The sequence below is a fragment of the Methylobacterium frigidaeris genome (assembly GCF_022179185.1).
Lineage (GTDB): Bacteria > Pseudomonadota > Alphaproteobacteria > Rhizobiales > Beijerinckiaceae > Methylobacterium > Methylobacterium frigidaeris.
In genome coordinates, this window is record NZ_BPQJ01000009.1 from 16234 (window position 1) to 28259 (window position 12026).

Annotated in this window: 12 protein-coding genes; 3 read left to right on the forward strand and 9 right to left on the reverse strand. The window is 69.0% G+C overall.

Annotated features, from left to right (window positions below; translation table 11 throughout):
- Positions 1–99 precede the first annotated feature (99 nt).
- The 6 genes from MFF64_RS11505 to MFF64_RS11530 all read right to left on the reverse strand — a co-directional run bounded on the left by MFF64_RS11505 (position 100) and on the right by MFF64_RS11530 (position 7038).
- Entirely contained in the window at positions 100–1773 is a 1674-nt protein-coding gene (locus MFF64_RS11505) for a sulfatase-like hydrolase/transferase (RefSeq protein ID WP_238190836.1), read from the reverse strand.
- Positions 1774–1944: 171 nt separating this feature from the next.
- Positions 1945–2874, reverse strand: coding sequence for a SphA family protein (locus MFF64_RS11510; protein WP_238190838.1), 930 nt, complete (start codon positions 2872–2874; stop codon positions 1945–1947).
- Positions 2875–3027: 153 nt separating this feature from the next.
- Entirely contained in the window at positions 3028–3972 is a 945-nt protein-coding gene (locus tag MFF64_RS11515; protein WP_238190840.1) for a formylglycine-generating enzyme family protein, read from the reverse strand.
- A 224-nt stretch (positions 3973–4196) separates the two neighbouring features.
- Positions 4197–5105, reverse strand: coding sequence for a LysR substrate-binding domain-containing protein (locus MFF64_RS11520; RefSeq protein ID WP_099905659.1), 909 nt, complete (start codon positions 5103–5105; stop codon positions 4197–4199).
- A 113-nt stretch (positions 5106–5218) separates the two neighbouring features.
- On the reverse strand, positions 5219–5806 hold the full coding sequence (locus tag MFF64_RS11525; RefSeq protein WP_099905655.1) for a glutathione S-transferase family protein: 588 nt from the start codon (positions 5804–5806) through the stop codon (positions 5219–5221).
- A 17-nt stretch (positions 5807–5823) separates the two neighbouring features.
- Positions 5824–7038 carry an ABC transporter substrate-binding protein gene (locus MFF64_RS11530; protein ID WP_099905657.1) on the reverse strand — a complete coding sequence of 405 codons (1215 nt, stop codon included), beginning with the start codon at positions 7036–7038 and terminating at the stop codon, positions 5824–5826.
- A 301-nt stretch (positions 7039–7339) separates the two neighbouring features.
- Here MFF64_RS11530 and MFF64_RS11535 point away from each other — a divergent pair, with 301 nt between their 5' ends.
- Positions 7340–8545: an iron-containing alcohol dehydrogenase gene (locus tag MFF64_RS11535; RefSeq protein ID WP_099905653.1), complete on the forward strand. Its 1206-nt coding sequence runs from the start codon at positions 7340–7342 to the stop codon at positions 8543–8545.
- A 390-nt stretch (positions 8546–8935) separates the two neighbouring features.
- Complete coding sequence (locus MFF64_RS11540) at positions 8936–9274, forward strand: porin (protein WP_238190842.1); 339 nt, start codon at positions 8936–8938, stop codon at positions 9272–9274.
- Positions 9275–9278: 4 nt separating this feature from the next.
- Here MFF64_RS11540 and MFF64_RS11545 read toward each other — a convergent pair whose 3' ends face one another.
- Genes MFF64_RS11545 through MFF64_RS11555 form a run of 3 tightly spaced genes read right to left on the reverse strand, consistent with a single transcriptional unit; the run spans position 9279 to position 11292 of the window.
- Positions 9279–9752 carry a hypothetical protein gene (locus MFF64_RS11545; RefSeq protein WP_238190844.1) on the reverse strand — a complete coding sequence of 158 codons (474 nt, stop codon included), beginning with the start codon at positions 9750–9752 and terminating at the stop codon, positions 9279–9281.
- Complete coding sequence (locus MFF64_RS11550; RefSeq protein ID WP_099902055.1) at positions 9745–10110, reverse strand: rod-binding protein; 366 nt, start codon at positions 10108–10110, stop codon at positions 9745–9747. Before MFF64_RS11550 ends, MFF64_RS11545 begins: the two co-directional genes overlap by 8 nt.
- A gap of 60 nt (positions 10111–10170) precedes the next feature.
- The gene (locus MFF64_RS11555) at positions 10171–11292 is read right to left on the reverse strand and encodes a flagellar basal body P-ring protein FlgI (RefSeq protein WP_099902053.1); all 1122 of its coding nucleotides are present in this window, start codon (positions 11290–11292) and stop codon (positions 10171–10173) included.
- Positions 11293–11528: 236 nt separating this feature from the next.
- On the opposite strand from MFF64_RS11555, the gene MFF64_RS11560 reads away from it, so the two are divergent.
- Complete coding sequence (locus tag MFF64_RS11560; RefSeq protein WP_238190846.1) at positions 11529–11945, forward strand: flagellar assembly protein FliX; 417 nt, start codon at positions 11529–11531, stop codon at positions 11943–11945.
- Positions 11946–12026: the final 81 nt, after the last annotated feature.

Below are 12026 nucleotides of genomic sequence, written 5' to 3' on the forward strand. Positions count from 1 at the left end.
CTGAGAGTCGCAGAACCGATCACTGCTCGATCGCATGGAAAAGCAGAGTTCCCCATCACCATGCGCGACGATGCGGAGCCGGACAATATACCAGCGAGTTCACCGCATCGGTATCTTGGGAGGATACTTTTCGAAGGTGGCAAGATGTTGAGCGGCAGCGGCGGCGAGCGTGGGGTAATGGATCTGTTTCAGGGGGAGCATCGCGTGCTGTTCTCGTGGATCGACGTAGAGGTTGTAGATCCTCTCTCCTGATCCGGCCGGAGCGACGCTGGATTGGAATGGGCTCTCGTAGGGAAAGGTGTCGGGACTCGTTACCTCCTGGTGCCGCACCATCAGCTTGTACTCACCGACGCGCACGCCCATGAAGCTCTGGTTGCGCCAGTAGTGCTGCACGCGCCGGGCACTCTGCCCCGCATCGGCGAGCAGGAAGCCCGCCTGATCAATCCCGTCGATGTAGCGGTCGCTCGGGACGCGCTCGCCTGCGCCCGCCAGGGTCAGGCAGGTCACGAACAGGTCCATGAGGTCGAAGAGGCCGTCGGAGACGCGCCCCGGCGCGATCATTCCGGGCCAATGGGCGATCAAGGGCGTGCGGACGCCACCCTCGTAGGCCGTTCCCTTCGCGCTGCGGAACGGCGTGTGGCCGGTGTCCGGGAATGTTTCCGCCATGGGGCCGTTGTCGGATGTGACCACGACGAGGGTATTGTCGAGCTGCCCCGTGCGCCGCAGGGCCTCGACCACTTGGCCGACCCTGGCATCGATCTCCTGGATGACATCCTTGTAAGGATAACGCGCCGGCGAGCGGCCACTGAAATCGGGATGCGCGTAGTTGTCGAAATGGGCACCGCGCGTGGCGAGATAGAGGAAGAAGGGCGGATCCTCCGGCTTCCGGGACTCCACGAATCCGACCGCCCGCTCCGTCAGCTTCTCGTCGACGAACCGGACGGTGTGCAGATCGATCGGGTAGACGGGCTTCCCCGGGCTGCCGGACCGGCCCTCCACGATCGCCATGATTTCGCCCTTGGACGCCCACTCCGTGCGCGCCGGGTCGGTCGCGATCTCGGGATTGCGCCATGGTTCCCGCCATGCGGTGTAGTCGTCCGATGACGTCAGGATGCCGTAGTAGTTGTCGAATCCGACATTCTGCGGCTGAGCTCCCGTGCTGCTGCCGAGGTGCCATTTTCCGATTGCCTGCGTGGCGTAGCCCGCCTGTCCCAGCAGGGCGGCGAGGGTGATCTCGCCTCCGAGCCCCTCCGTCTTCTCGTTCTCGCCGGGCAGGAAGGGGCGAAGCAGGCCGCTCCGCATGGGAAGGCGACCGGTGAGCAGGGAGGCGCGCGTCGGGGTGCAGGAGGGCTGAGAATAGGCGGAGGTCAGCCGCAGACCGTCCTGCGCGAGCCGATCGATGGTGGGCGTCAGCGCACCGACGGCGGCGCCGCCGCCATAGACGCCGAAATCGCCCCAGCCGACATCATCCATCAGCACGATGACGATGTTCGGCTTGCGGCCCGTCCGCTGCTGGAGCCGGGCCAGCTTTCGCCGCATCTCCTCGTCCTGCGCCGGACGCCGGATCGCGGGCTCGCGGTGGTCGCTGGTGCGCTCTACCGTGGCGAGCAATGGATCGACCGGCCCGTTCGAAGCATCGGCCGCTCGCGCGACCTCGCCGAACCGACACAAGCCCCAAAGGCCGATCGCTGCCGATCCAGCGAGCCCGACGAAAGTCCGCCGCCCCCTATCGAGGCCGGGCTCAGACCGCTTGAACTCGGAATCCTGCATCATCCACCCCTTCTATCGGGCTGCCAATCGGGATCTTTCCAGATGACCTCGGGCGGCAACCAGCATGAGGCACCAGAGCATCTTCCGACGAGGCGGATCCCGGCTCATCCATGAAAATGCAGCGACTTCAAAGAGAGAGCGCGCTGTCGCTCGCCACGCGGTCGGGGTAGCGCTCTAGAACCTGACGCTGACACTGATCGTGCCAGCGTCCCCGACGAAGGTGTTCCGCTCGCCGAACTCACGGTAGTATTTGCCCAGGATCGACACGGGGGTGTCGCCGACCTTGAAGCTGTAGGTGAGGGCTGGTCCGAGCCCGTAGACGCGCGCCCGGTTCGGACCCAGCCTTGCTCCCGATCCGCTATCGTCGGACACCTGCCATAGGCCGTATCCCACGATACCGAGTTTCAGGTTTGGCGAGACCTGCTTGCCGACAGCGAAGTCGACGTGCAAGGCATCACCCGACTCGTAGCGGGTCGCAGGATTTTCCCAACTGGTCACGTAGACGGTGGCAACGGACAGGTCCCATCCTGTCCGAGGATCGAAGTAGGTCACGCCGACCTGTGGCGAGACACCCCAATAGTTGTTTCCGGCGTTGATGGTGCGCGCCACGTTGTAGTCACCAATCGGCAGGTACACCACGAGAGCGGCATTCGTATGCCAGTTGCCCGCGTGCCATCCGAGCACGAGGGGAGTCAGGGCGACATCTCCGACGCCGAAGCGTTCGCCCGAGTCGCCGACCAGTCCGAGCGGCGTCTGAAGCTGCCCCTTGAGGGCGATGTTCGGCTGCGCCCAGGACAGCGCCACCCCGACATTGGCTCCGAAGAGCGTCCAAGGCGTGACAAATGTCGGCCTCAGGATATTGGCCGTGACCTGCGTGTCCAGCTGAAGCTGAAGACGTCCACTGAGGAGCGTTCGATCCGTCCGACCACCGTAGAAGTAGATGTCTTCGCGAACGTAGAGGCCGGAATCTTGGGGCAGATATCCTGCCATGAAGTCACGGTAGCCCTTGAGATAGGCACTGGTACCGCCTTCGAAGGCATGTGCTCCGCTGCCGAGCGAGAGAATGAGCGCCGCCGGGATCGAGCGGGAGAGGATGGCGATCATTCTCCGCGCCTGCGCCGGACGGCCTTCTCGATCCTTGCGACAGACATCGTGCTCTCTCCGCCCGGCCTGAGACCGTCCCTTGCTGACGGCCCGAAGTCACGCGGGGAAGCTCGCTCGAATCCAGAACACATTCAAGCGGCATGAGGAATATTTTCATATATCCGCGAGAGCGGTTCCGGTCTGCCGGACGACGCAACGAAAACCGATATGCGATGCCGGGCTGTCGATGGGCTGAGCGTGTCGCGCGGCCGGCCGGTAGCGCCGGCAGTAGTTGGCGGCGCAGAGATGGGATCCGCCCTTGAGCACCTTGCGTCCGACGGGCGGTCCCCCACCCGGATCGTAGCTCTCCGCCTCGCTGGCGGCGCGGGCACGGACCGGTCCGCAGCAGGAACGCTCGGCTGCGGCGGGCCGGGCCGAGAACCAGTCGTCCGTCCACTCCCAGACGTTGCCGATCATGTCGTAGAGACCGAAATCATTTGGCGGAAACGATCCGGCCGGCGACGTGCCCTCGAACCCATCCTCGCAAGTGTTCTCGTAGGGGAAGCGGCCCTGCCAGTAATTGGCCATGATCCGTCCGCTCGGCGCGAGGTCGTCACCCCACGGATAGATCAGGCCGTCCCGGCCGCCACGCGCCGCGAACTCCCATTCCGCTTCCGTCGGGAGCGCCTTTCCCGCCCATCGGGCGTAGGCCTCGGCGTCCTGATAGGCGATATGGACGACGGGATGGTCCATGATCTGGGCGACCGAACTCCCGGGGCCCTGCGGATGGCGCCAATCCGCCCCGAATACGAAATGCCACCAGGAGTGGGCTTGCGCGTCGCCGGATGCGCCCGGCGCCACGAAGACAGCCGAACCCGCCCTCGCCATGTCCGGGGGCATGCCGGGATAGTCGCGCGGGTCGGGCGGCATCTCGGCGAAGCTGACGTAGCCGGTCGCCTCGGCGAATTCCGCGAATTGCGCATTGGTGACGGGACGCTCGTCGATCCAGAAGTCTCCGACCGTGGCACGCCGAACGGGAGCTTCCTCGGGATAAAAATCGGCGGAGCCCATGACGAAATCACGTCCTCGGACGAGCCGCATGCCGATCTCTCGATCCATGCGATGACGATCCCTCTCCCGTGGAATTCGTAGCGCCAGCCTAGAGGGAATTTGGTCGTCTATGCAAGCGTGGGTCGTATCTCCTCCGGCGAAGCGGTTCCTTTCGGTCCAGTTCGCTCGGATTCAACCAGAGTGCCGGAAAGCAGACCCCCCGAAGTCCCGGAGGGGCCGGGAGCCGACGCATACACGGTCAAACGGCTTCAGCTTAGGCCCGAACCGCACGCTCACACCCCTTCCACCCCACCCTTCACCCGCGCCAGTACCAGATCCGTAAAAATCCGCGGATGCGGCATCTCTGGCGCCGGGTGCCGCACCAGGGTCATCGGCGCCACCGGCACGGGACCGAGGATCGGGCGGTAGCGCACGCCCTCGGTGGCCAGCCGCGCCATCGAGCGCGGCACGATGGCGAGCGCGATGCCGGTCGCCACGAGGTTGACCACCGAGGCGAGCTGCGGCGCGTTCTGGGCGATGTGGGGCGAGAACCCGGCCGCCGCGCAGGCCGCCATGATGCCGTCGTAGAGCGCCCGCCCGTTGCGGCGCGGATACACGATGAAGCCCTCGTTCGAGAGATCCGCCAGGCCCACCGCGCCGGCCTCTGCGGCGAGGCGGTGCGTGGCCGGCAGCGCCACCACCATCGGCTCGTCGAAGAGGTGGCGGGCCCACAATTCGTCGGCCTCGCCCTCGCCCGGGCGCATGAAGGCGACGTCGACCCGGCCGGCGCGGAAGGCGGCGAGCAGGCTCGCGGTCGTCTCCTCGAGGAGTTCGACCTGCACGTCCGGATAGGCGCTGCGGTAGTCGCGGATCGCCCCGGTCACCAGGGGGTGGAACGAGGCCGAGGAGGTGAAGCCGATGCGGATCTGGCCGACATCGCCGGTCGCGATGCGCCGGGCCCGGGTCTTGGCCGCGTCGACGGCGGCGAGGACCGCGCGGGCATCGTCCGCGAAGGCGCGGCCCGGCTCGGTCAGCGCGACCCCGCGCGACAGGCGCTGGAGCAGGGCGGTGCCGATCTCGGTCTCGAGGCTCTTGATCTGGTGGCTGAGCGCCGGCTGCGCGATGTTCAGCCGCTCCGCCGCCCGGGTGATGCTGAGATCGTCGGCCACCGCGACGAAGTAGCGAAGATGGCGAAGCTCCATCGCGCCGGTTTCCCCCTGATCCCCGGCCTTCGCCGCGATGGCCGGACGCATGTCCGTCAGCCCTACGATAGCCGAGGTTCAGGGGGACCGCATGGGGCGCGATGGGGGAGGGCTTATCCGCGCGGCACGGTGTCCCGCACCGAGGGGCGGTCTCCTTGCGCGTCGCGGAAGGCCGCGACCTTCGGGCAGAGGCTGCCCCAGTCGTGGTTGGGGAAGCGGAACGCCAGGTAATCGAGTGCGGTGATCGCGGCGATCGCCGGCAGGCCGAAATCCTGGCTGTCCGTAAACACCGCATCGAGCCGCCGCAGGCCCTCCTGCATGGTGCGGAAGCGCTTCTTGCCGACGAGGCCGGTATCGAAGTCCGGCGCCGACTTGCGGCCGATGATGACCGCGACGGCCGCGTCGAACACCCCGATCGCGACCCCGGCGGCCGAGAGCGCGGCGGGCCCGCCCGCCAGCACGGCAGGCTTGGGTCCGACCGCGTCGAGATGGGTGAGGATCAGCAATGCTTCCGTCAGCCGCGCGCCGTCGTCGGTGACGAGGGTGGGCACGCGTCCGGCCGGGTTGGCGTCGAGGAAGGCCGGATCGTCGGCCCAGGCGTCGACGAAGGCGGTGTCGACGCTCTCGTTCAGGCCCTTCTCGATCAGCACCATGCGGACGATGCGCACGAAGGGCGAGGTCGGGTTGGCGTAGAGCTTCATGGTGGCAACTCGTCCGGTCAGCCGGTGGTCAGGGGGCAGCCGCTCTTGTCGGCGGGGGTGAACAGCGTGTTCCCGGGGATCGTTTCGATGACGCGGTAGAGATCGGCCTTGCTCTTCGACTCCTTGGGGCTCTTCACCTCGACGAGCATCATGTCCATCACCACCCGGCCATTCGCCTGGATGCGCGCGTTGCCGTAGAAGCCGTCGTCGATCGGCAATTCCTTCATCGCCTTGTTGACGGCGGCCGCGTCGTCGGTGCCGGCCTTCTCGACGGCCCTGAGATAGTGCCGCACCGAGGAATAGGCGGCGGCGTGGCCCATCGTCGGCACCACGTTGCCGTTGCGGGCCATCAGGCGCTTGGCCCAGGCGCGGCTCGCGTCGTTGGCGTCCCAGTAGAAGTTCACCGCCATGCGGATCCCTTGCGCCACGTCGAGGCCGAGCGCCACGGTGTTGTTGGTGAAGACCAGCATCGCCACCACCTTCGAGGTGATGCCGAATTCCCGCGCCTGCTTGATGGTGTTGACGAGGTCCGGCCCGGCATTGGCGAGCCCGATCACGTCGGCGCCGGAGGACTGGGCCTGGATCAGCTGCGAGGAGAGGTCGGTGGCCCCCAGCGGATGGCGGATCTCGCCGACCACCTTGCCGCCGGCGGCCTTCACGGCCTTGCCGGCATCCGCCGCCAGCCCATGGCCGAAGACGTAATCGGCGGTGATGAAGGACCAGGACTTGCCGCCGCTCTGCACCACGGCGCCCGCGACGGCGTTGGCGAGCTCGCCCGTGGAGGGCACCCATTGCGTACCGTAGGGGGAGCAGCCGGGTCCGGAGAATTGCGAGGCGTAGCCGCCGGTCACCATTGTGGTAATCTTGCGCTCCTTGGCGTAGGCCTGCACGCCGAGGCCCACCGAGCTGGCGCCGCCGAGCACGAAGGCGGTGACGCCGCGCTGGTCGACGAGCTGGCGCGCCAGCCCCGAGCCGATATCGGGCTTGTTCTGGTGGTCGACGCCGATCACCTCGATCGGCCGGCCCAGCACCTTGCCGCCGAAATCCTCCGCCGCCATCGTGGCGGCGAGCACCATGTTCGGCCCGCCATTGCCGGAATACATCCCCGACAGATCCTCGATCACGCCGATGCGCAGCGGCGTTTCCGCGGCCAGCGCCGGCGCGGTCAGCGTGGTGGCGAACAGGCCGGCGACGGCGAGGCGTCGCGTCCAGGAGCGGGGCGTGCGGGGCATCGGCGTTTCCTCGAAGATCGGCATCGACTGTTCTCGCGCCCCTTGAAGGGCGTCGACGCGATGCTCGCTGGTCGCGATGGTATCGCGACTTCCGGCAGTCGCCGTCCAATAGTTTGCACGTCATCCCGCCATCGTTTCCCGGTATGGCAGGCGTAACCTTGGGTGTGACGCGCTGTCATCGTCGACGGCTATGGCTGGCGCCCGATCTGTGTATTGGACAGGACGCCCGCGGCCGGGCGACACCGCCGGCACGATCGCGAGGGCCCGGGAGAGCGCCCCGCTCACGTCTCAGGAGACGCCGATGATCACCAGCTTCTACATGCCGACCCGGATCGTCTCGGGCTCGGGCGCCCTTGCCACCATCGGCATGCTCGCCCGCGACCTCAAGATGACGCGCGTGCTGGTCGTGTCCGATCCGGTGATCTCGGCGCAAGGGTTCCACGCCGACGCGCTGGCGGCCCTGAGCGGGGCCGGCATCGCGGTGGCGCGCTTCGACGAGTGCGGGATCGACGCCCGCTGCTCCCACATCGACGACCAGGGCGAGCGGGTGCGCCGCGAGGGCATCGACGGCGTCGTGTGCCTCGGCGGCGGCTCGGTGATGTGCACCGGCAAGGGCATCGCCATCGTGGCGACGAACCGCAAGCCCATGGCGGACTGCACCGGCGTCGGCCGGTTCGACCGCAAGGCGCTGCCGATGATCATGGTGCCGACCACCGCCGGCTCCGGCTCGGAGGTCTCGCAATGGACCATCGTCAAGGACGAGGTGCGCCACCTCAAGCTCCTCGGCGGCGGCCCCCTGAGCTTCCCGGACGCGGCGATCCTCGACCCCGTCACCCTGCGCTCGCTGCCGATGCACGTCGCGGCCCTGCCGGCGGTCGACGCGCTGACTCACGGCGTCGAGGCCTATCTCAGCGGCATCGCCTCGCCGCTCACCGACGCGGTGGCGCTGGCCGCCGTACGGCTCCAGGCCGCCTCCTTGCGCGCCTCGATCAATTCCGACGACGACCGCGCCCGCGAGGACAACCTCGTCGCCTCCTGCATGGCCAACATCGCCTGCGGCAACGCCCGCCTCGGCCACGGCCACGCCCTGTCGCTGCCGCTCGAGGGGCATCTCGACCTGCCCCATCCCTACGGCGTCGGGGTGCTGCTGCCGCACGTCATCGCGTTCAACCTCGCGGTGCTGCCGGCCAAGGTGCGCCCGCTCGCCGAGGCTTTGGAGGTCGAGACCGCCGGCCTGTCGCGCCAGGAGATGATCGCCGCCTGCGCCGACGCGGTCCGGGCGCTCTACGCCGATATCGGCTTCCCCACGCGCTTCACGCCGGAGCAGCTGCCCCGCGACCGGGTGCGCGAGATGGCCCTGCGCGCCGTGCCGGGCCTCTATGCCGGGATCGCCGCGAAGGATTTCGACCCGGCGAGCGCCCACGACCGCACGATCATCGCGAGCCCGGCGGCGCGCAGGATGACGGTGAGGCAGGCGGAGGAGATCTTCGAGCGGTGCGTGGGGTGATCGTTCGGTTCGCCCGCCGGATCTGAAGCCCTCCTCGTCCTTCCGGTCTCCGCTGCGGGGCCCCGGAAGGAAGAGGAGAGGTGAGAATGGGGCTGGAGGCCTTGCCGGGAATTCGTCTGCGAGCGGACGACGAAGCGTGTGCTTCCATCCCCGTCCGCGACCTCATCCTGAGGTGCTGCGAAGCAGTGTCGAAGGAGTATTCCGGATGTCTCTGCGATCCCTGGATCTCACCTTCATGGCCTCCGCTACGCCCCGGCGCCTCAGGATGCGGTCGCGGGGAGGATCTGCGACGCGGTCGGGCTCGTCACGCCTCGCCTCGGGCGTGTCCGCCACGCCCTGGCGCACCTGCGCCGGCCATGCTTCTCTCCACCCCGGACAGGAGGGCCCGCCTTGCGCACGACATCGATGATCCTGGCGGCCGCCGCCCTCTGCTCAGGCTTGCCGGCCCGGGCGCTGGACGTCCGCGACCTTCCCATCGCCAAGGCGCCCGAGGCCTGCCCGCACGAGGGCCCCGGCTTCACCCGCGTCGTCCCCGGCGGCCCATGCATGCGGATCAGCGGCCGGGTGCGGGCCGAGGCCGGCACGCCGGTTCCCGCCCGCCCCGGGGCGGGGCTCGACGGGGCGGCCCGGGGCGTGGTCAGCGGCTCCGGCCGGGTCGCGGTCGATACGCGGACGCAGACCGAGTACGGACCGGCCCGGGCCTATATCCGCCTCGGCACCAGCCACTGACGCGCTACAGGCTGCGCGACAGCACCAGCGGCGTGCTGCGGCGGTGGCCGTAGGGGGAGGGGGCCGGGCGGGGCGTGCCATAGCCCCTGGGCTCGGTGCTGCGGGCGAGTTCGGTCGAGAGGTTGCGCAGCAAGCCCTCCGAGATCGCCCGGGCGGTCGCCAGCACCGCCTGGTTGGCGGCGACGGCCTCGGAGAAGCGCCCATGCGCCTCGCGGAGGGCCGCGATGCCCTCCGGCGCGAAGCGGGCGAGCGCCACGGCATTGGCCTTCACCGCCTGGAGGCCCTGCAGGTAGGCGCCGGCGAGCGCCGTCTTCTGCGGCGCCTCGGCCAAGCCCTCGGCGAGGCGCCCGACCCGGATATGGTCGCTCTCGCGCCCGAGCAGGGCCTCGAGGTCGCGCATGGTGCCGAGCGTCTCGGCGACCAGGCGCTCGGCGGCCGCGGCGTCGGCGACCGGGGCGGGACGGACGGTCTCAGCCATGGGCGCCTCCCTGCAGCCGCAGCATCTCGCGCATCACCTGGTCGCCGAGGCCGACGCCGCCGCTCTGCACGATCGACTGGGCGTATTCCTTGTTGAGCATCGAGCGGTAGACGCCGCCGCCGGTGCCGTTCTCGCCGAGGGGCCCGTCGGTGCCCTGCGAGCGGTTGAGCACGTCGAGGCTCTGCTCCAGGAACATCGCCTCGAAGTCCTTGGCGGTCTTCTGCATCTTGGCCTTGTCGCCGGTGGGCGACAGCTTGGCCGCATCGGCCGCCGCCGACAGGCCCGAGGTGACGGCCCCGGCGAGGGCCTGGCCGACCGCCAGGCCGGCGGAGGCCGCGAGGGGAGCGAGGGGAAGCATCGGTGTGAACCTCGTATCGGGGAAAAGGGGAGGGGAGAGGACGGGACGGCGTGACGTGCGTCACATCACCTCGATGTCGGCCTGGAGCGCGCCGGCGGTCTTGATGGCCTGGAGGATCGAGATCAGGTCGCGCGGACCGATGCCCAGTGCGTTCAGCCCGTCGACCAGCTCACGCAGGGTCACGCCTTCCTTGACCAGGGCGAGCTTGTTCTTCTCGCCGGCATCGACCTTGAGGGCGGTGCGCGGCACCACCACGGTCTCGCCGTTGGAGAACGGCGCCGGCTGGCTCACCTGCGGCTGCTCGGTGATGGTGACGGTGAGGTTGCCCTGCGCCACCGCCACGGTGGAGACCCGCACGTCGCGGCCCATCACGATGATGCCGGAGCGCTCGTCGATCACCACCCGGGCGGTCTGGTCGGGCTCGACCTTCAGTTGCTCGACCTCGGTCAGCAGCCGGATCATGTTGCCCTGGTATCGCGCCGGCACCTGCAGGGTGACGGTGGAGGGGTCGGTCGGCTCGGCGGTGTCGGCGCCCATGAAGTCGTTGATCGCCGCGGCGATGCGCTTCGAGGTGGTGAAGTCGGGGTTGCGCAGCGAGAGGCGCAGGCACTTCTGCTCGTTGAGCTTGAAGGCGATCTCGCGCTCGATCACCGCCCCGTTGGCGATGCGGCCGTTGGTCGGCACGCCGCGGGTGATCTTGGCGGCGTCGCCCTCGGCCTGGAAGCCCGCGATGGCGAGCGAGCCTTGCGCCACCGCGTAGGCCTCGCCGTCGGCGGCGAGCAGCGTCGTGACGAGCAGCGTGCCGCCCTGGAGCGACTTGGCGTCGCCGAGCGAGGACACCGTGACGTCGATCCGCGTCCCTTGCGCCGCGAAGGGCGGGAGGTTGGCCGTCACCATCACGGCGGCGAGGTTGGCGGTGCGCATGGTGGCGCCGCGGGTGTTGACCCCGAGCCGCTCCAGCATCGCCTGCACCGATTGCCGGGTGAAGGGCGCGTTGTTGAGCGTGTCGCCGGTGCCGTTGAGGCCGACCACGATGCCGTAGCCGACGAGCTGGTTGATCCGCATGCCCTCGACGCTGGCGAGGTCCTTCACCCGCGACAGCGCGAGGGCGGGGCCGGGCGCCAGGAGGAGGACGGGCAGGAGGCAGGAGACGAAAGCGAGGACGAGGAGGCGAAGGCGCATGACGGGGTCCCGAAACTCGAGAGGCGAATTGCCAGGACCGTGCCAGCGCCCGGAGCGGGCGTAAGTGTCTGGTAAGGTTACCGATCCGTTTCCGGCTCCCCTGGCCGGCGGGCGATCCGGACCCGGTCGTTTTCGCCCCGGCGGCAAGTTCTGCCGCCTCGTTTACGGCGCATTCACCATACCGGGGCGAGGTTTGTGGGGCGAACAGCGAACCTTGTGACCCGGACCCAGATCCCATGCGCGTCGACACCCGCCTCGCGGCCACCCCCCTGTCGGGGGCCGGTTCGCGCACCCTGCCGGCAGGCGGCGTGTTCACCCTCGGGATGGAGGGCGCCCGCGGGCCGACCAGCGCCGGCAGCGCCATGCCGCTCGCCAGCCTGAGCGCGATCCTGACCCTTCAGAGCCAGGACGAGATCGCCGCCGACCGCCGCCGCCGGGCGACGAAGCGCGGCCACGACCTCCTCGACGCCCTCGACCGCCTCAAGGCCGCGCTGCTCGGCGGCCGCGTCGCCGCGAGCGAACTGCAGGCCATCGCCGGCCGCCTCGCCGAGCGCAACGGCAGCACCGGCGATCCGCGCCTCGACGACCTCCTCGGCCATATCGAGCTGCGGGCGCAGGTCGAGCTGGCGAAGCTCGGGATGGCGGGGGGCTGACGCGTTCCGCCGGGTTGGCCCGTTCTTGCTGCGCTGCCGAAGCGGAAGACCCACGACCGCAACGACACATGGGCCCGCCGC